The sequence below is a fragment of the Streptomyces silvisoli genome (assembly GCF_029269905.1).
Classification (GTDB): Bacteria; Actinomycetota; Actinomycetes; order Streptomycetales; family Streptomycetaceae; genus Streptantibioticus_A; species Streptantibioticus_A silvisoli_A.
In genome coordinates, this window is sequence record NZ_JARJBC010000011.1 from 143448 (window position 1) to 165524 (window position 22077).

Sequence of the window (22077 nt, forward strand, 5' to 3'; positions counted from 1 at the left end):
CACGTCAGGAAATCCCGAACTCTTTGCCGATGAAGTCGAAGAGGTCGTCGTCCGTCGCCGTCTCCAGTTCCTCGGCGACATCGACCTCGTCGGCCTCCGGCCCCCGGGCCTCGCTCAACTTGGCCAGCATGGCCTGTAGGCGGGCGGTGATCCGGGTCCGACCGTCATCGTCGGGCAGCGCCACCGCGAGAGAGGCTTCCAACTTGTCCAACTCTGCGAGCAGCGGTGTCACCGCTGCCAGACCGTCCTGGAGAATCTCTTCCCGCAGGAACTGAACCAGTGCCGTGGGTGTCGGGTAGTCGAAGATCAGCGTGGCCGGTAGCCGGACCCCGGTTGCCGCGTTCAGTCGGTTGCGGAGTTCAACGGCGGTCAGCGAGTCGAAGCCGACCTCGCTGAACGACCGTGCCGGGTCCACGACTTCGGGTCCCGCGTAGCCGAGCACGGCCGCGACGTGCGTGCAGACCAGCTCCAGGAGTACGGTCTCCTGTTCGGCGGCCGACAGCCCGGCCAGCCGTGCCAGTAGCGCGGACTCGCCTCCGGCCGCCGCCGTGTTGGCGGTGGCGCGGCGGGCGGGAGTACGCACCAGAGCGCGCAGCAACGGGGGCAGCATGCCACCAGCCGCCTGAGCCCGCAGCCCGGCCAGGTCCAACCGCATCGGCACCAGCAACGCGTCCCCGGCACGCCCGGCCACATCGAACAACGCGGTGCCGTCAGCCACCGACAGCGAGGCGACACCCCCACGGTTCAACCGCTCGACATCAGCCGAGTCCGCCATGCCCATGGACCACAGCCCCCACGCCAACGAACTCCCCACCAGACCCAGGGACCTGCGGTGCTCCGCCAACGCGTCCAGGAAGCTGTTCGCCGCCGCGTAGTTGCCCTGACCCGCACCACCGAACACACCAGCAGCCGACGAGAACAACACAAACGCCGACAGATCCAAGCCCTGCGTCAACTCATGCAGGTTCCACGCCGCATCCACCTTCGGACGCAGCACCTTGGAGACACGCTCCCCGGTAAGCGAACCGATCACACCGTCATCCAGCACACCAGCGGTATGCACAACGGCCGTCAACGGATGCTCGACCGGAACCGCCGCCAGCACCCCCGCCAACGCCTCCCGATCGGCCACATCACACGCCGCCCAGGAAACCTCGGCACCCAACTCCGACAACTCAGCAGCAAGTTCGGCAGCGCCCGGAGCCTCAGCCCCCCGACGCGACACCAACAACAGATGCCGCACCCCACGCTCGCCCACCAGATGCCGAGCGAACACACCACCCAACTCACCACTGGCACCCGTGATCAACACCGTGCCACCGGCAGCGAACCCAACCTCATCGCCCTCAGCCGTGGCCCGCACCAGCCTGGGCGCCTCGATCCGGCCGTCGCGTACCGCGACCTCCGGCTCACCGGACGCCAGCGCGGCCACGAGCAGTTCCCGGGAGACCTCCAGGCCGTCGACCAGTCCGAACCGGCCCGGGTTCTCCGACTGCGCCGAACGCACCAGACCCCGTACCGCCGCACCCGCAAGGTCCTCCGGACCGCGCGTGACGAACACCAGCCGTGCGTCCGCGAACCGCTCGTCGGTCAGCCACGACCGCACCAGCTCCAGTGCCCTGTGCACGGCGCCGTGCACGTCCTCCGGGGAGGCCGTGGCGGCGGAGGTCAGGCCGTCGATCACCACGGTGCCGGGTACGGAGTCCGTCGACGCCAGTTCCGCGGCGTCGAGCGCCGTCCAACCGCCGTCCGGCTGCGCGCCGTCGGTCACGTTGACCGGCGACCACTCCACCCGGAACAGCGACTCCGCCACGCCATCACGGCCGCCGCCCAGTTGCTCCGGCGAGACCGACCGCAGGGCCAGCGCGTCCACCGACGCCACCGGCGCACCCGCCGCATCGGCGATCTCCAGCGACACCGCGTCCCGCCCGGCCGAAGCCAGCCGAACCCGGACCGTGGACGCGCCCACCGCGTACAGCGAGACGCCCGACCAGGAGAACGGCAGCCGTCCCTGCCCGGTCTCCTCGACCAGTTCGCCGAGCCCGATGCCGTGCAACACCGCGTCCAGCAGTGCCGGATGCAGGCCGAAGCCGTCGTCCTCGACATCCTCCGGAAGCCCGACCTCGGCGAAGACCTCATCGCCACGCCGCCAGGCGGCCCGCAGGCCCTGGAACACCGGCCCGTAGGCGAACCCGGCAGCCGCCAGGCCCTCGTACAACCCGTCGACGGTCACCGACTGCGCATCGGCCGGAGGCCACGCGCCGAAGTCGAACGACGCCTTCGAGGCACCCTCGGCCAGCACACCGGTCGCATGCCGCAGCCACTCGGTGCCCTGCTCGGGCCGGGAGTGCAGGGTCAGCGAACGCCGCCCGGACTCGTCGGCCGCCCCGAGGGAGAGCCGCAGTTGGACCCCGCCCTGTTCGGGCAGGATCAGCGGCGCCTCCAGGGTCAGTTCCTCGATCCGCTCGCAGCCGGCCTGCTCCGCGGCGCGCAGGGCCATCTCCACGAACGCCGTGCCGGGCAGCAGTACCGCGTCCATCACGGCGTGGTCGGCAAGCCACGGGTGGGTGTCGAGGGAGAGACGGCCGGTGAACAGGAAGCCGTCGCCGTCCGGTAGTTCGACCGCGGCGCCGAGCAGCGGGTGGTCGGTGGCGCCGAGGCCGAACCCGGCCGCGTCGCCCGGACCCGTCGGCGCGGTACCGGAGTTGAGCCAGTACCACTCGCGCTGGAACGGATACGTGGGCAGCTCCACCCGGCGCGCGCCTGTTCCGGCGAAGTGCGCCTGCCAGTCCAGCGGTACGCCGCGCACGTACGCTCCGGCCACCGCCGCGGCCAGCGTCTCCGCCTCGGGACGGGCACCGCGCAGCACCGGTAGGAACGCGGCGCCCTCGGACGTGACGCACTCCTGCGCCATCGCCGACAGCACTCCGTCCGGCCCCAGCTCCACGTACGTCCGCACACCCGCGGCTTCGAGCGCGCGTACCCCGTCGAGGAAGCGGACGCCCTCGCGGACGTGCCGCACCCAGAAGTCCGCCGTGCGCACCTCGTCCGACACCAGCGCACCGGTGAGGTTGGAGACGATCGGGATGCGCGGTGCCTCGTACGTCAGGCCCTCGGCGACCTTGCGGAAGTCCGCCAGCATGCCGTCCATGTGGACGGAGTGGAAGGCGTGGCTGACGGTCAGGCGCTTGGTCTTACGGCCCTGCGCCTCGAAGCCGGAGGCGATCTCCAGTACCGCGTCCTCGTCACCGGCGATCACCACTGACGTGGGACCGTTGATCGCGGCTATGTCGACCCGTTCGCCCAGCAGCGGCGAGACCTCGTCCTCCGAGGCATGGATCGCCACCATCGCACCGCCGCCAGGTAGTTCCTGCATCAGACGGCCACGAGCCGCCACCAGCGTGCACGCGTCGTCCAGCGACAGGACACCAGCCACGTGCGCGGCGACCAGCTCACCGATCGAGTGCCCGGCCAGGAAGTCGGGCTTGAGGCCCCACGACTCCACCAGCCGGAACAGCGCCACCTCGACCGCGAACAACGCGGGCTGCGTGTAGGCGGTCTGGTCCAGCACATCGCCTTCGGCACCGAACAGCGCGTCCTTCAGCGGTAGTTCGAACCGTTCACACACCTCGTCCAGCGCTTGGGCGAAGACGGCATACGCCTCGTACAGCTCCCGTCCCATGCCGAGCCGCTGGCTGCCCTGCCCGGTGAACAGGAACGCGACCTTGCCGTCGGTCACCGTGCCCTGGGTCAGGCCCGCGGTGACGCCGTCCTCGGCGAGTGCCGCCAGAGCCCGTAGCAGGCCGTCGCGGTCAGTGGCGGTGACCACCGCGCGGTGGTCGAAGACCGCCCGGCTGGTCGCCAACGAGTAGCCGACGTCGGCCAGTTCGAGGCCGGGCTCGGCCTGGAGGCGGTCCCGCAGGCGCTCGGCCTGGGCGCGCAGCGCCTCGGGCGTCTTCGCCGACAGCGGCCAGGCGTGCACCGGCGGCGTCACCGTGGGGGTGCGTCGGCGCTCGTCGACGGGAGGCTGCTCAAGGATGGTGTGCGCGTTGGTGCCGCTGATGCCGAAGGAGGAGACCGCGGCCCGCCGGGGCTGGCCGGTCTGCGGCCACTCCCGTGCCTCGGTCAACAGCTCGACCGCGCCCGCCGCCCAGTCGACATGCGGCGTGGGCTCGTCCACGTGCAGCGTCTTCGGCAGCACACCGTGCCGCATCGCCATGACCATCTTGATGATCCCGGCGACACCGGCGGCGGCCTGGGTGTGGCCCATGTTCGACTTGATGGAACCCAGCCACAACGGCTGGTCCTCGTCACGCTCCCGCCCATAGGTGGCAAGCAGTGCCTGCGCCTCGATCGGGTCGCCCAGCGTGGTACCGGTGCCGTGCGCCTCGACCACGTCGATCTGGCTGCTGGCCAGACCGGCGCTGGCCAGCGCCTGCCGGATCACCCGCTGCTGAGACGGGCCGTTCGGCGCGGTGAGGCCGTTGCTGGCGCCGTCCTGGTTGATGGCGCTGCCACGGACCACGGCCAGTACGGGGTGGCCGTTCTTCCGCGCGTCCGACAGCCGCTCGACGAGCAGCATGCCCGCGCCCTCCGACCAGCTCGTGCCGTCGGCGGCGGCGGCGAACGACTTGATGCGGCCGTCCGCGGCCAGCCCGCGCTGGCGGCTGAACTCGGTGAAGGTGCCCGGAGTCGACATCACCGTCACACCACCGGCCAGTGCCATGGAGCACTCGCCGTTGCGCAGCGCCTGGATCGCCCAGTGCAGCGCGACCAGCGACGACGAGCAAGCGGTGTCCACGGTGACCGCCGGGCCTTCCAGACCGAACGCGTAGGAGACGCGCCCGGACGCGATGCTTCCGGAGTTTCCGGTGCCCAGGTAGCCCTCCACACCGTCGGGCACGGAGGTGATACGGGTCGCGTAGTCGTGGTACATGATGCCCGCGAAGACACCGGTACGGCTGCCGCGCATGGTGGTCGGATCGATACCGGCCCGCTCGAACGCCTCCCAGGTGGTCTCCAGCAGCAGTCGCTGCTGCGGGTCCATCGCCACGGCCTCGCGCGGGCTGATCCCGAAGAACGCCGGGTCGAACTGGCCCGCGTCGTGCAGGAATCCACCTTCGCGGGTGTAGCTGGTGCCCTTGCCGTCCGGGTCCGGGTCGTACAGCGCGTCCAGGTCCCATCCGCGGCCCTGCGGGAACTCGGAGATGGCGTCTCCGCCGGAGAGCACCAGCCGCCACAGGTCCTCGGGGGTCTCCACACCACCGGGGTAGCGGCAGCTCATCCCGATGATCGCGATCGGGTCGTCGGCCGAGACCGTGACCTTCGGCGTGGCCTCGGCCACGGCGGCCTCGATGCCCAGCACCTCGGTGCGCAGGTATTCGGCGACCGCCGCTGCGGTCGGGTAGTCGAAGACCAGGGTGGCCGGGAGCCGGACGCCGGTGGCGGCGCCCAGCCGGTTGCGGAGTTCGACGGAGGTGAGCGAGTCGAAGCCCAGTTCCTTGAACGCCCGGCCGGCCTGCACCGCGTCCGTCGAGTCGTGACCCAGCACCGAGGCGACCTGCTCGCGCACCAACTCCAGGAGCGCCGCGTCCCGTTCGGCGTCCGCCAACCCGGCCAGCCGCCGCGCCAGCGCACCGGACGGTGCGGCCGCGGCGGCCGACGCGGTGCGCCGGGTGCGGACCAGGCCGCGCAGCAGCGAGGGCAGCATGCCGCTGCCCGCCTGCGCCCGCAGCGCGGTCATGTCCAGTGGCAGCGACACCAGTTGGGCGTGGCCCGCCGACTCCGCCAGGTCGAACAGGGCGAGGCCCTGCTCGGCGGAGATGGCGTTGATACCACCCCTGCTGATGCGGCCACGGTCGGCCTCGGCCAACTCGCCCGCCATGCCGCCCGCTTCGCCCCACAGGCCCCAGGCCAGCGACAGCGCCGGAACTCCGTTCGCCCTGCGGTGCTGGGCGAGCGCGTCCAGGAAGGTGTTGGCCGCCGCGTAGTTGCCCTGGCCCGCGCCGCCGAACGTACCGGCGGCCGAGGAGAACAGCACGAACGCCGACAGGTCCAGGTCCTGGGTGAGTTCGTGCAGGTTCCAGGCGGCGTCCACCTTCGGGCGCAGGACGTTGGAGACCCGCTCCTCGGTGAGCGAACCGATCACGCCATCGTCCAGCACACCGGCGGTGTGGATCACGGCGGCCAGCGGGTGCTCGGCCGGAACGGCGGCCAACACCTCGGCCAGCGCGTCCCGGTCGGCCACATCACACGCGGCACTGGTGACCTGGGCCCCCAGTTCTTCCAGCCGCGCGACGAGTTCGGCCTGGGCGCCACCGCGGCTGACCAGCAGCAGGTGGCGTACGCCGCGCTCGCTGACGAGGTGGCGGGCGAACAGGCCGCCGAGGGTACCGCTGGCGCCGGTGATCAATACCGTGCCCTGCGGATCCCACTCGGTCCCGGTGGCCTCGGCGGTGGCGCGAGCCAGCCTCGGCACCCGTACCTCGCCTTCACGCAGCGCGAGTTGCGGTTCGCCGGTGGACAGCGCGGCGGGCAGGACCCGGCGCGACTCCTCGGTGCCATCGAGGTCGACCAGGACGAAGCGGTCCGGGTTCTCCGACTGCGCCGAGCGCACCAGACCCCACACCGGGGCGTGCGTCAGGTCCGACACATCCGCGTCGGCCCGGGTGGCCACCGCGCCCCGGGTGACGAACACCAGCCGGGAGTCGGCGAACCGCTCGTCGTCCAGCCAGGTCCGCAGCAACTCCAGCGCCGCGTTGGCGGCCTCGTGCACGGCAGCGGCACCGGTCGGACCGCCGCTCGGCAGGCTGGCGAAGACCGTCTGCGGCACCGCCGCGCCCGGCTCCAACGCCGCGACCAACGCGGACAGATCCGGGTACCCGGTGACGGGCAGACCAGCACCCGCATCGCCGAGCAGCGCCCAACGGTCGTCATACGGCACCGGCTCGGCACCGACAGTCAGCGCCGTCCAGTCCACGTGGAACAGCGAGTCCCCGTGCCCGGCGCCGGGTGCGCCGCCCAGTTGCTCCGGCGAGACCGAGCGCAGCGCAAGGCTCTCCACGGAGGCGACGGCGGCGCCGGTCGTGTCGGCGAGCGCCAGCGAGACGTCGCCGGTCGCGGCGGGCCGGAGTTGGACCCGCAGCGCGGTGGCGCCCACCGCGTGCACCGTCACACCGCTCCAGGAGAACGGCAACCGGCCCTGCTCGGAAGCTTCTCCGGCACGCAGCCCCAAGGCGTGCAGCGCGGAGTCCAGCAGTGCGGGGTGCAGCACGAACCGTGCGGCCTCCGCCTCGGCCTCGTCCGCCAGGGACACCTCGGCGAACACCTCGTCACCGCGCCGCCAAGCGGCCTTCAGGCCCTGGAACACCGGCCCGTAACCGAAGCCGGACGCGGCAAGGCCGTCGTACAGCCCGTCGACCTCGATGGGCTGGGCGCCCTGCGGCGGCCACTCGGCCAGTTCGAAGGCGGCCTGCGGCGCTCCCTCGGCGAGTACACCGGTGGCGTGCCGCTGCCACGGCTCGTCGGCCTGGGCGTGCTCCGGCCGGGAGTGCAGGGTCAGCGCACGGCGCCCCGCCTGGTCGGCCGCGCCGAGCGTCAGCCGCAACTGCACACCGCCGCGCTCCGGAAGCGCCAGCGGCGCCTCCAGGGTCAGCTCGTCCAGGTGGTCACAGCCAACCTGGTCGCCCGCCCGCAGGGCCAGTTCCACGAAGGCGGTGCCGGGCAGCAGAACGGTGTCCATAACCGCGTGGTCGGCCAGCCACGGGTGCGATTGCAGGGACAGCCGACCCGTGAGCACCAGGCCGTCGGAGTCCGGCAGTTCGACCGCCGCGCCGAGCAGCGGGTGGTCCGCCGCGCCAAGTCCGGCGGAGGACACGTCGCCGCCCGCCGATCCTGCGTCCAGCCAGAACAGTTGGCGCTGGAACGCGTACGTCGGCAGGTCCACGCGGCGGGCGCCGGTGCCGGCGAAGTAGGCGGCCCAGTCCACAGCCGCGCCGCGTACGTGGGCCTGGCCCAGGGCGAGGACCAGCGTCTCGGCCTCGGGACGGCCGTTGCGGAGAGCGGGGACGAACACCGCGTCCTCGGGTCGCTCGACGCACTCCTGCGCCATCGCAGACAGCACACCGTCCGGACCCAGCTCCACGAACGTCGCCACACCCTGCGCTTCCAGGGCCCGGATCCCGTCGCAGAAGCGGACGGCCACGCGCACGTGCCGAACCCAGAAGTCCGCAGCCCCGATCTCCTCGGCCGACACCACCGCACCGGTCAGATTGGAGACGATCGGGATACGCGGAGCCTCATAGGTCAGGCCCGCCGCCACCTCACGGAACGCCTCCAACATCCCGTCCATATGCGACGAGTGGAACGCATGGCTGACCGACAGCCGCTTCGTCTTACGACCCCGCGCCTCAAACCCAGCCGCGACCTCCACGACCGCAGCCTCATCACCGGCGATCACCACCGACGTCGGCCCGTTGATCGCGGCGATACTCACGCCCTCGACCAACAGCGGAACAACCTCGTCCTCCGCCGCCTGGACCGCCACCATCGCCCCACCGCCAGGCAACTCCTGCATCAGACGGCCACGAGCCGCCACCAACGTGCAGGCGTCCTCCAGCGACAACACACCAGCCACATGCGCCGCAGCCAACTCACCAATCGAGTGCCCGGCCACGAAGTCAGGCCGCAGCCCCCACGACTCAACGAGCCGGAACAGCGCCACCTCGACGGCGAACAACGCGGGCTGCGTGTAAGCCGTCTGGTCCAGCAGGCCGCCGTCGGCTCCGAAGATCACATCCCGCAGCGGTACTTCGAACCGTTCACACACCGCGTCCAAGGCCTCGGCGAAGACCGGGTAGGTCGCGTACAGCTCCCGACCCATACCGATCCGCTGGCTGCCCTGACCGGTGAACAGGAACGCCACCTTGCCGTCCCCGACGGCACCCCGTACCGCGCCGCGTCCCTCGGCAAGCTCGGCCAGCTCCCGCAGGAAGCCGTCCCGGTCGCCCGCGACGACTACCGCGCGGTGCTCGAAGAGCGCGCGGCCGGTGGCCAACGAGTATCCGACGTCGGCGAGTTGGAGGTCGGGCTCGGCCGTGAGACGGGACCGCAGGAGTTCGGCCTGGCCGCTCAGCGCGTCGGCGGTCTTCGCCGACAGGGTCCACGGCACGACCGTGCCCGGCCGGGTCGCTTCCGGGCGTTCGTCCTGTGCCAGCGGTGCCTGTTCGATGATGGCGTGGGCGTTGGTGCCGCTCATGCCGAACGAGGACACACCGGCCCTGCGCGCCCGGCCGGTCTGCGGCCACGGCCGCGCCTCGGTCAGCAGCTCGACCGCTCCGGCCGTCCAGTCAACGTGCGGCGACGGCTGGTCAACATGCAGGGTCTGCGGCAGCACACCGTGCCGCATCGCCATCACCATCTTGATGATCCCGGCGACACCGGCGGCGGCCTGGGTGTGACCGAAGTTGGACTTGATGGAGCCCAGCCACAGCGGCTGGTCCTCCGGCCGCCCCTGCCCGTACGTGGCCAGCAGCGCCTGCGCCTCGATCGGGTCGCCGAGCGTGGTGCCCGTACCGTGCGCCTCGACCGCGTCCACGTCGGCCGTGGTCAGCCCGGCGTTGGCCAGCGCCTGGCGGATCACCCGCTGCTGCGACGGACCGTTCGGCGCGGTCAGGCCGTTGCTCGCACCGTCCTGGTTGACCGCCGTACCGCGCACGATCGCCAGCACCGGGTGGCCGTTGCGCTGGGCGTCGGACAGCCGCTCGACAAGCAGCATGCCGACACCCTCGCCCCATGCCGTGCCGTCCGCGGCAGCCGCGAACGGCTTGCAGCGGCCGTCGGCGGCCAGCCCGCGCTGGCGGCTGAACTCGGTGAACACCTCGGGCGTGGTGATGATGGTGACGCCGCCCGCCAGGGCCAGCGTGCACTCGCCGTTGCGCAGTGCCTGCGCGGCCAGGTGCAGGGCGACCAGCGACGAGGAACACGCGGTGTCGACGGTGACCGCGGGTCCCTCGAAGCCGAAGGTGTACGAGACGCGGCCGGAGGCGATGCTGCTGGAGCCGCCTGTGCCCAGGTAGCCCTCGACGCCCTCGGGTACCACGTTGAGGCGCGAGACGTAGTCGTTGTGCATCTGGCCGACGAAGACGCCGACCTGCTTTCCGTGCAGGGCGGTCGGGTCGACTCCGGCCCGCTCGAACGCCTCCCAGGAGGTTTCCAGCAGCAGCCGCTGCTGCGGGTCCATGGCCAGCGCCTCGCGCGGGTTGATGCCGAAGAACGCCGGGTCGAAGTGGTTGGCGTCGTAGAAGAAGCCTCCCTCGCGTGCGTACGAGGTGCCCGGGCTGTCCGGGTCCGGGTCGTAGAGCGCCTCGATGTCCCAGCCGCGATCGGACGGCAGGTGCGAGATGCCGTCCCGGCCTTCGCGCAGCAGCTCCCACAGGTCTTCCGGGGTGCGTACGTCACCGGGGAAGCGGCAGCTCATGGCGACGATCGCGATCGGGTCGTCGTCCACCGCGGTGGCCGTCTGCTGGGTCACCGCCGCCGCGGCATCGGCGCCGAGGAGTTCGGCACGCAGGTAGGCGGCGAGCGCGGTGGGCGTCGGGTAGTCGAAGACCAGGGTCGCGGGCAGGCGCAGGCCCGCCGCCGCGCCAAGGCGGTTGCGGAACTCGACGCCGGTCAGCGAGTCGAAGCCCAGGTCCTTGAAGGCCCGGGTGGCCTCGACCGCGTCGGGCGAGGCGTGGCCGAGCACGGCGGCCACCTGGGTACGTACCAGGTCGAGCAGGACCTGGTCGCGTTCCGCCTCGGGCAGCCGGACCAGCTGGTCCACCAGCGACGACCCCGATGTGCCGGTACCGGCCTCAACGGCACGGCGGGCCGGTGCGCGCACCAGGCCGCGCAGCAGCGCGGGGACCATGCTGGCGTCGGCGTGCCGCAGCGGCGCCAGGTCGAGCCGCATGGGCACCAGGTGCGCGTCGCCCACCTGGTGGGCGGCGTCGAACAGCTCCAGTGCTTCGGCCGAGGACAGGCCGAGCACTCCGGAACGGGTCATCCGGGACTTGTCGGTCTCGTCCAACTCGCCGGTCATGCCGCTGGCTTCGGCCCACAGGCCCCAGGCGAGCGAGGTACCGGGCAGGCCCTGGGCCTGCCGGTGCTGGGCGAGGGTGTCCAGGAAGGTGTTGGCGGCCGCGTAGTTGGCCTGGCCCGCGCCGCCGAACGTACCGGCGGCCGAGGAGTACAGCACGAACGCGGCCAGATCGAGGTCGCGGGTGAGCTGGTGCAGGTTCCAGGCCGCGTCCACCTTGGGGCGCAGCACGCGGTCGACCCGCTCGGGGGTCAGCGAGCCGACGACACCGTCGTCCAGTACGCCCGCGGTGTGCACCACGGCGGTCAGCGGGTGCTCGGCCGGGATGTCCGCCAGCAGCGCGGCGAGCGCGTCCCGGTCGGCCGCGTCACACGCGGCGACGGTGACCTTGGCGCCCAACTCCTCCAGTTCCGCGGCGAGTTCCGCGGCGCCGTCGGCCTGGGCGCCGCGGCGGCTGGTCAGCAGCAGGTGACGGGCGCCGCGCTCGGTGACGGCGTGCCGGGCGATCAGGCCGCCCAGGGTGCCGGTGCCACCGGTGATCAGTACGGTGCCGTCCGGGTTCCAGTCGGCGGGGACGGTGAGCACCACCTTGCCGACGTGCCGCGCCTGGCTGAGGTAGCGGAACGCGTCGGGGGCCCTGCGCAGGTCCCAGGCACTGATCGGCAGCGGGCGCAGCGCGCCGCGCCGGAAGAGTTCCAGCAGCTCGGTGAGCATTTCCTGGATGCGGTCCAGTCCCGCCTCGACCAGGTCGAACGCCTGGTACGACACGCCCGGGTGCTCGGCGGCGACCTGCTCGGGGTCGCGGACGTCGGTCTTGCCCATCTCCACGAACCGGCCGCCGCGCGGCAGCAGTCGCAGGGAGGCGTCGACGAACTCCCGTGCCAGCGAGTCCAGTACGACGTCCACACCGCGGCCGTCGCTGGCCGCCCGGAACGTCTCCTCGAAGTCGAGGGTGCGGGACGAGGCGATCCGGTCGTCGGTCAGCCCGAGGCCGCGCAGGGTGTCCCACTTACCGGGGCTGGCGGTGGCGAACACCTCCACGCCCCAGTGCCGGGCCAGCTGCACGGCGGCCATGCCCACACCGCCCGCGGCGGCGTGCACCAGCAGCGACTCACCGGACTTGAGGCCGGCGAGGTCGCGCAGGGCGTAGTAGGCGGTCATGAAGACGATCGGCACGGACGCGGCCTGGGCGAACGTCCACCCGTCCGGCATCGGCGCGATCATCCGCCGGTCGGCCACCACCAGTGGTCCGAATCCGCCGGGCAGCATGCCCATGACGCGGTCGCCGGGGGCCAGGTCGGTCACGCCGGGACCGGTCTCCACGACGACACCGGCGCCCTCGCTGCCCATCAGGCCCGCGTCGCCCGGGTACATGCCCAGCGCGTTGAGCACATCGCGGAAGTTCAGGCCCGCCGCCCGGACCGCGACGCGGACCTCGCCCGGCGCCAGCGGCTCGGCCGCCTGCGGGCAGGGGATGAACGTCAGGTTCTCCAGCGTGCCCTTGTCCTGGATGTCCATCCGCCACGCCCGCTCCCCGACCGGGGGGACCAGGGCGCCGGTCGCGGCGACCCGGGCCAGCCGGGGGGCGTGCACGGTGCCGCGGCGCACCGCGAACTGCGGTTCGCCGCAGGCCAGTGCGCCGGGCAGGGCCCGGTACGAGCTGTCGTCACCGTCGAGGTCGGCGAGCACGAAGCGGTCCGGGTTCTCGGACTGCGCCGAGCGCACCAGACCCCACAAGGGCGCGTGCGCCGCGTCCTGGACGTCGGCGTCGGTGTGCGTGGCGACCGCACCCTGGGTGACGAACACCAGCCGGGAACCGGCGAACCGCTCGTCCCCCAGCCACGCCTTGACCAGGTCCAGCGCCTCATGGGTGGCGGTACGGGCCGCCTCGGCCAGGTCCTCGACGGTGGACGCGGCGCGCGGCGCGAAGACGTACTCGGGGGCGGGCGTGCCCGCGTCGACGGCGTCCCGCAGCGCGGCGAGGTCGGCGAACCGGACGCCGGGCAGGGCGGGTTCGGCGCCGTCCAGCACCGCCCAGCCGTCGGCGGGGGCGGGCGTCACCGGCACGGTGGCCCAGTCCAGCCGGAACAGCGACTCGTGGTACGCGGTACGGGCGGTGGCGAGTTGGTCGGCGGAGACCGGACGCAGCATCAGGTTCTGCACCGACGCCACGGGCTCGCCGTTGCCGTCGGCCAGTTGCAGCGACACGCCGTCGGTACCGGCCGGGGCGAGCCGAACCCGAAGCGCACCGGCACCCACGGCGTGCAGGGTCACGCCCCGCCAGGAGAACGGCAGTCGGCCCTGTTCGTCCGCGCCGTCCTGGACGAACGTGCCGTGCAGCGCGGAGTCCAGCAGCGCCGGGTGCAGTCCGTAAAGACCGGCCTCGGACTGCCGGTCGTCGGGGAGCCGGACCTCGGCGTACACCTCGTCGCCTCGCCGCCAGGCGGCCTTCAGCCCCTGGAAGACCGGGCCGTAGGCGAAGCCGCCGGAGGCCAGGTGCTCGTACAGGCCCTCGGTCTCGACGGCTTCGGCGCCGGACGGCGGCCACTCGGTCAGGGCGAAGGACGGCCGCTGCGCCCCGGGGGCGAGCAGGCCGCTGGCGTGCCGGGTCCACGGCTCGTCGGCGGGGGCGTCCTGGGCGCGCGAGTACAGGTCGAGCGGGCGGCGGCCGGCTTCGTCCGGCGAGCCCACCACGATCTGCAGCTGGATCGCCTGGTGCTCGGTGAGCACCAGCGGCGCCTCCAGGGTGAGTTCCTCCAGGTGGTCGCAGTCGACCTGGTCGCCGGCGCGGATCGCCAACTCCACGAAGGCGGTGCCGGGCAGCAGGACCGTGCCCATGACGGCGTGGTCGGCCAGCCACGGGTGCGTGTCGAGCGACAGGCGGCCGGTGAACAGCACACCGTCGGAGTCGGCCAGCGCGACGGCGGCGCCGAGCAGCGGGTGCCGCGCCTCACCGAGTCCCGCCGACTCAACGTCGCCCACCCAACCGGCGGGCGCCTCAAGCCAGTAGCGCTCCCGCTGGAAGGCGTACGTCGGCAGATCGACCCGACGGGCGCCGGTTCCGGCGAAGTAGGCCTGCCAGTCGACGGTCACACCACGCGTGTGGGCGCGGGCGATTGCGGCGGTGAGGGTCTCGGCCTCCGGTCGGCCGTCGCGCAGTACGGCGAAGAACGCCTTGCCGTCGAGGTCGGCGACGCAGTCCTGGGCGAGGGCGGTGAGGGTACCGTCCGGGCCGAGTTCGACGAACGTGCTGACGTTCTGGGCTTCCAGTGCCTGGACGCCGTCGAGGAAGCGGACGGCCTGGCGCACGTGGCGAACCCAGTAGTCGGGGTCGGCGATCTCCTCGGCGGTGGCCAACGTGCCGGTGAGGGTGGAGACGATGGGGATACGGGGGGCCTCGTAGGTCAGGCCCGACGCCACCTCGCGGAAGGCCTCCAACATGCCGTCCATGTGTGGCGAGTGGAACGCGTGGCTGACGGTCAGGCGCTTGGTCTTACGGCCCCGCGCCTCGAAACCAGCGGCGATCTCCAGGGCCGCAGCCTCGTCACCGGCGATGACGACCGACGTCGGCCCGTTGATCGCGGCGATGCTCACGCCCTCGACCAGCAGCGGGACGACCTCGTCCTCCGCCGCCTGGACCGCCACCATCACGCCGCCGCCCGGGAGTTGCTGCATCAGACGACCACGGGCCGCCACCAATGTGCAGGCGTCCTCCAGCGACAGCACACCAGCGACATGCGCGGCGGCCAGCTCGCCGATCGAGTGCCCGGCCAGGAAGTCAGGCTTCAGACCCCACGACTCGACGAGCCGGAACAGCGCCACCTCGATGGCGAACAACGCGGGCTGCGTGTAAGCGGTCTGATCCAGCAGACCGCCGTCAGCGCCGAACACCACGTCCTTGAGCGGCAGTTCGAACCGCTCAAACACCTCGTCCAGCGCTGCCGCGAAAACGGGATAGGACTCGTACAGCTCCCGGCCCATCCCGATCCGCTGGCTGCCCTGACCGGTGAACAGGAACGCCACCTTGCCCTCGGCCACGGCACCTCGTACCGCGCCGCGTCCCTCGGCAAGCTCCGCCAGCTCCCGCAGGAAGCCGTCCCGGTCGCCCGCGACCACCGCGGCCCGGTGCTCCAGGGCGGAGCGGGTCAGGGCCAACGAGTAGGCGAGGTCGGTGAGTTCAAGGTCCGGGTCGGACTCGACACGGGCCAGCAGTCGCCCGGCCTGCTGCCGAAGCGCGTCATCGGTACGGCCGGAGAGCACCAGCGGCAGTACCGGCAGGTCAACGGTTCCGGCCGCGGCGGGTTCGGGTTCCGGGGCCTGTTCGATGATGGTGTGGGCGTTGGTGCCGCTCACGCCGAACGAGGACACACCGGCCCTGCGCACCCGGCCGGTCTGCGGCCACTCCCGCGCCTCGGTCAGCAGCTCGACCGCGCCCGCCGACCAGTCGATGTGCGGCGAGGGCTGACCGACGTGCAGGGTCTGCGGCAGCACACCGTGCCGCATCGCCATCACCATCTTGATGATCCCGGCGACACCGGCGGCGGCCTGGGAGTGGCCGATGTTGGACTTGATGGAGCCCAGCCACAGCGGCTGGTCCTCCGGCCGCTCCCTGCCGTAGGTGGCCAGCAGCGCCTGCGCCTCGATCGGGTCGCCGAGCGTGGTGCCCGTACCGTGCGCCTCGACCACATCGACGTCGGCCGTGGTCAGCCTGGCGTTGGCCAGTGCCTGCCGGATCACCCGCTGCTGCGAAGGACCGTTCGGCGCGGTCAGGCCGTTGCTCGCACCGTCCTGGTTGACCGCCGTACCGCGCACGATCGCCAGCACCGGGTGGCCGTTCCTGCGCGCGTCGGACAGTCGCTCGACGAGCAGCATGCCCGCGCCCTCCGACCAGCCGGTGCCGTCGGCGTCGGCGGAGAACGACTTGCAGCGGCCGTCGGTGGAGAGGCCGCGCTGGCGGCTGAAGTCGATGAAGGTGTCCGGGGTGGACATCACGGTGACGCCGCCGGCCAGCGCCATTTCGCACTCGCCGTTGCGCAGTGCCTGCGCGGCGAGGTGCAGGGCGACCAGCGACGAGGAGCACGCGGTGTCGATGGTGACCGCGGGGCCCTCCAGGCCGAAGACGTAGGAGACGCGGCCGGAGGCGACGCTGCCCGCGCTGCCGGTGCCCAGGTAGCCCTCCAGTCCTTCGGGGACGGCGGGCAGCCGGGTCAGGTAGTCGTGGTACATGACGCCCGCGAACACACCGGTACGGCTGCCGCGTACCGAGGTCGGGTCGATGCCCGCGCGTTCGAAGGCCTCCCAGGAGGTTTCCAGCAGCAGTCGCTGGTGGGGGTCCATGGCGAGGGCTTCGCGCGGGTTGATGCCGAAGAACGCCGGGTCGAACTGGGCGGCGTCGTGCAGGAAGCCGCCCTGCTGGGTGTAGCTGGTACCGGCCCGCTCCGGGTCCGAGTCGTAGAGGGCGTCCAGGTTCCAGCCGCGGTCGGTGGGGAACTCGGAGATCGCGTCGACGGATCCGGCGACCAGCCGCCACAGTTCCTCGGGGCTGGTGACGCCACCCGGGTAGCGGCAGCTCATGCCCACGATCGCGATCGGCTCGTCATCCGCGGCGGTCGCGGTGACGACCGGGGCGGCGGCGTCCGCGTCGCTGCCGAGGACCTCGGTGCGCAGGAAGGCGGCGAGCGCGACGGGGGTCGGGTAGTCGAAGACCAGGGTGGCGGGCAGCCGTACGCCGGTGGCCGAGCCGAGCCGGTTGCGCAGCTCGACCGCGGTGAGCGAGTCGAAGCCCAGCTCCTTGAAGGCCCGGCCCGAGTCGACGGCCTCGGGGCCCGGGTAGCCGAGTACCACGGCCACCTGGGCGCACACCAACTCCACGAGGATCCGGTCGCGTTCGGCGGCGTCGACCCGAAGGAGCCGTTCGGCGAGCGCGCCGACGGGTGCGGCGCCGCCGGATTCCACGACGCGGCGGGCCGGGGTGCGCACCAGTCCGCGCAGCAGTGCGGGCACCGCGGCCGGGTCGGCGTGCCGTAGCGAGGCCAGGTCCAGGTGCATGGGCACGAGGGCGGCGTCGCCGACCGCGCGTGCGGTGTCCAGCAGGGCCAGGCCCTCGTCGGAGGAGAGGGCGGCCACGCCCGCGCGGTTGATGCGCTGGAGGTCGGCGTCGGCCAACTCGCCGGTCATGCCGCTGCGTTCGGCCCACAGGCCCCATGCGAGCGCGGTGGCGGGCAGGCCGTTCACCCGGCGGCGCTGGGCGAGGGCGTCGAGGAAGGCGTTGGCGGCGGCGTAGTTGGCCTGACCGGGGCCGCCGAGGGTGCCCGCGGCGGCGGAGAACATCACGAACGCCGCAAGCTCGTTGTCCTGGGTGAGCTCGTGCAGGTTGAGCGCCGCGTCGACCTTGGCGGGCAGTACGCGGTCGATGCGCTGCGGGGTGAGCGAGTCGATGACCCCGTCGTCCAGCACGCCCGCGGTGTGCACCACGGCGGTCAGCGGGTGCTCGGCCGGGATGTCCGCCAGCAGCGCGGCGAGCGCGTCCCGGTCGGCCGCGTCGCAGGCGGCCAGGGTGACCTGGGCGCCCAACTCCTCCAGTTCCGCGGCGAGTTCCGCGGCGCCTGCGGCGTGGGCGCCACGGCGGCTGGTCAGCAGCAGGTGCCGTATGCCGTGCTCGGCCACCAGGTGGCGGGCGACCAGGCCGCCGAGGGTGCCGGTGGCGCCGGTGACCAGTGCGGTGCCGTCCGGGTCGAGCGCCGGGGCCTGGTGGGCGTCGTCGGTGAGGATCCGGGCCAGCCGGGGCACGGCCAGCGCGCCGTCGCGCAGGGCGAGTTGGGGCTCGCCGGTGGCCAGGGCGGCGGGCAGGGCGCGGTGCGAGGCCTGCTGTCCGTCGAGGTCGACCAGGACGAACCGGTCGGGGTTCTCCGACTGGGCGGAGCGCACCAGGCCCCACAGCGGGGCGTGGGTCAGGTCGTGGACGTCGGCGTCGGGTTGGGTGGCGAGCGCGCCCCGGGTGGCGAACACCAGCCGGGAGTCGGCGAACCGGTCGTCGGCCAGCCAGTTCTGGGCCAGCTCCAGCGCGCGGTGCAGTGCGGCGCGCACGGTGTCCGGCAGTGTCTCGTCGCCGTCGGCCGCCGCGAACGGCACCACGACAGCCTGCGGGGTGGGTGCCCCGGCGGCCAGGGCGTCGCCCAGTGCGGTCAGGTCGGCGTAGGCGGCGGCGGTGGGCAGGGCGGCGGCGAGGTCGGCGATGGCGGCGCTGTCGGCGTCGCCCAGCAGCGCCCACTGTCCGGCGGCCACGGTGGTCGCGGCGGGCAGCGGGGTGCCGGTCCACTCGACGCGGAACAGCGAGTCGTAGAACGCGCCGCGTACGGCGTGCGAGCGCACCTGGTCCGGTGAGACCGGCCGCAGCAGCAGCGCGTCCACCGAGGCGACCGGCGCGCCGGACTCGTCGGCGAGCGCCACGGCCACGGTGTCCCGCCCGGCGGGCGACAGGCGCACCCGCAGCGCCGCGGCGCCCACGGCGCGCAGGGCGACGCCGCTCCAGGAGAACGGCAGGCGGCCGTGTTCGGTCTCCTCAAGCAGCGAGCCGATGCCGACGGCGTGCAGGGCGGCGTCCAGCAGCGCCGGGTGCAGCCCGAACAAGTCGGCGTCCGAGCGGGCCTGTTCGGGCAGCCGGACTTCGGCGAACACCTCGTCGCCGCGTTGCCAGGCGGCCTTCAGTCCCTGGAACACCGGGCCGTAGGCGAAGCCGGTGGTGGTGAGGTAGTCGTAGAGTCCGTCGACCTCGACCTCGGTGGCGCCGCGCGGCGGCCACTCGGACAGGTCGAACGGTGCGGCCGGGGCGGCGGGGGCGAGCACACCGGTGGCGTGCCGGGTCCAGGTGCCGTCGGGCCAGGCCTCGTCCTCCAGCCTGGAGTGCAGGGTCAGTGCCCGGCGGCCGGTGTCGTCCGGCGCGCCGACGGCGAGTTGCAGTTGCACGCCGCCGTGCGGGGGGATCACCAGCGGTGCCTGGAGGGTGAGTTCGTCCAGCAGCTCGCAGCCGACGTGGTCACCGGCACGGATCGCCAGCTCCACGAAGGCGGTGCCGGGCAGCAGGACGGTGTCCATCACCGCGTGGTCGGCGAGCCACGGGTGGGTGGCCAGCGACAGGCGGCCGGTGAACAGGTAGCCGTCGGCGTCGGCGAGGGCGACGGTGGCGCCCAGCAGCGGATGGTCGGCGGAGCCCAGCCCGGCCGAGGTGACGTCCCCCACCCACGGGGTGGGCTGCTCCGGCCAGTACAGCTCGCGCTGGAACGCGTACGTCGGCAGCTCCACGCGCCGCCCGCCGCGGCCCGCGAACACCGCCGCCCAGTCCACGGGCACGCCGTGGGCGTGCGCCCGGGCGACGGCGGTGGCAAGTGTGTGGGGCTCGGCGCGGCCCGCGCGCAGTACGGGGACGAAGACGGCGTCCGGGTCGCTGACGCACTCCTGGGCGAGGGCGGTGAGGGTGCCGTCCGGGCCGAGTTCGAGGTACGTGGTGACGTTCTGGGATTCCAGGTAGCGGATGCCGTCCAGGAAGCGGACGGCTTCACGGACGTGCCGCACCCAGTAGTCGGGGCTCTGGATCTCGGCGGCGGTGACCGATGCGCCGGTGAGGTTGGAGACGATCGGGATGACCGGCGGGTGGTAGGTGACGCCCTGGGCGACGGTGCGGAACGCGTCCAGCATGCCGTCCATGTGCGCGGAGTGGAACGCGTGGCTGACGGTGAGCCGCTTGGTCTTGCGGCCCTGCTCCTCGAAGCGCGCGGCGATCTCCAGCGCCGCGTCCTCGTCTCCGGCGATCACGACCGATGTCGGGCCGTTGACCGTGGCGAGGTTGACGCGCTCGGTCAGCAGGGGGGCGACCTCGTCCTCGGACGCCTGGATCGCCACCATGGCGCCACCGCCGGGCAGTTCCTGCATCAGGCGGCCACGAGCCGCCACCAGCGCGCAGGCGTCCGCGAGCGAGAGCACCCCGGCCACATGTGCGGCGGTCAGCTCACCGATCGAGTGGCCGACGAGGAAGTCGGGCGTGATGCCCCAGCGTTCGAGGTGCCGGTAGAGCGCGACCTCGACCGCGAACAGGGCCGGCTGGGTGTAGGCGGTCTGGTCGAGCAGTGTCGTGTCGGCCCCGAACAGCACGTCCTTCAACGGCCGTTCCAGGTGCTGGTCCAGCTCCGCGCAGACGACGTCCAGCGCCTCGGCGAACACCGGATACGTCGAGTACAGCTCCTTGCCCATGCCCAGCCGCTGACTGCCCTGGCCGGTGAACAGGAACGCGGTCTTGCCCTCGCCGACCGCGCCCCGCACGGTGTCGGCGGTCTCCTCGCCACGGGCCAACGCCCCCAGGTCCCGCAGCAGTTCGTCGCGGTCAGCGGGGAAGAGTACGGCGCGGTGCTCCAGGGCGGAGCGGGTGGTGGCCAGCGAGTGGCCGAGGTCCAGCAGGCCGAGCGCGGGGTCGCCGGTCACCCGGTCGAGCAGCCGCTGGGCCTGCGCGCGCAGCGCCTGCTCGCTCTGCGCGGACACCAGTACGGGCAGCGGCTGTTGGTCGGTGCCGGGGGCGGGCTCGGGGCTGGCCGCCTCGTCCTGTGCGGGGGCCTGCTCGATCACGGTGTGCGCGTTGGTGCCGCTGACACCGAACGAGGAGACGCCCGCGCGCCGCGGCTGGCCGGTCCGCGGCCACTCACGTGCTTCGGTGAGCAGTTCGACGGCGCCGGCCGACCAGTCCACGTTGCCGGACGGCTGGTCGACGTGCAGGGACTTCGGCAGTACGCCGTGCTCGATGGCCTTGACCATCTTGATGACACCGGCGACACCGGCGGCGGCCTGGGTGTGGCCGAAGTTGGACTTGATCGAGCCCAGGAACAGCGGGCGTCCCTCGGGCCGGTTCTGCCCGTAGGTCGCGAGCAGCGCCTGGGCCTCGATGGGGTCGCCGAGCGTGGTGCCGGTGCCGTGCGCCTCGACCACGTCGACCTGGGCGGGGGTCAGCCCTGCGTTCGTCAGCGCCTGCCGGATCACCCGCTGCTGCGACGGGCCGTTGGGCGCCGTGAGGCCGTTGCTCGCACCGTCCTGGTTGACGGCGGAGCCACGGACGATCGCCAGCACCGGGTGGCCGTTCCTGCGCGCGTCGGACAGCCGCTCGACGAGCAGCATGCCGACGCCCTCGCCCCAGCCGGTGCCGTCGGCGGCCTCGGCGAACGGCTTGCACCGGCCGTCGGGGGCCAGCCCGCGCTGCCGGCTGAACTGGACGAACGAGCGCGGGCTGGCCATCACCGTCACACCACCGGTGAGCGCCAGCGAGCACTCGTCGTTGCGCAGCGCCTGAACGGCCAGGTGCAGCGCGACCAGCGACGCCGAGCACGCGGTGTCCACCGTGACGGCCGGACCCTCAAGCCCGAAGGTGTACGACAGCCGGCCGGAGACAACGCTTGCCGCGTTGCCGGTCATCAGGTATCCCTCAACGCCCTTGGGTACCTGCTGGAGGATTTCCGGATACGTCTGGCCGTTGGTACCGATGAACACCCCGGCCTGGCTGCCGCGCAGCGTGGCCGGGTCGATTCCGGCCCGCTCGAACACCTCCCACGCGGTTTCCAGCAGCAAACGCTGCTGCGGGTCCATGCCGAGGGTTTCCCGCGGGCTGATTCCGAAGAACGCCGCGTCGAACTTCCCCGCGTCCTTGAGGAATCCACCCTCGCGGGTGTAACTCGTGCCCTCCTGGTCGGGGTCGTCGTCATACAGCGACTCGATGTCCCAACCGCGGTCCGTGGGGAATTCGGATATCGCGTCGCGGCCCCCGGCGACAAGCTCCCACAGGTCCTCCGGAGACTCCACGCCTCCGGGGAACCTGCAGCTCATACCGACGATAGCGATCGGCTCCGGTTCCGCCGACTCGACCTCGCGAAGGCGTTGCCGCGTCTGGTGCAGATCGGCCGTTACCCGCTTGAGGTAGTCGAGGATCTTGTCCTGATCCGCATCCGCCATTGGAACCTCACCCA

At 72.5% G+C, this 22077-nt stretch carries 1 protein-coding gene; it reads right to left on the minus strand.

From position 1 onward, the window contains the following. Nucleotides 1-4: 4 nt before the first annotated feature. A complete protein-coding gene (locus P3G67_RS19135) occupies nt 5-22063 on the minus strand; it encodes a type I polyketide synthase (RefSeq protein WP_276094521.1) in 22059 nt (7352 codons plus the stop codon). Between the last annotated feature and the right edge of the window lie 14 nt (nt 22064-22077).

What these genes read in the sequence shown, in the direction of transcription:
- P3G67_RS19135 (WP_276094521.1), bottom strand. Translation starts at nt 22,063, where the DNA reads ATGGCGGATGCGGATCAGGACAAGATCCTCGACTACCTCAAGCGGGTA.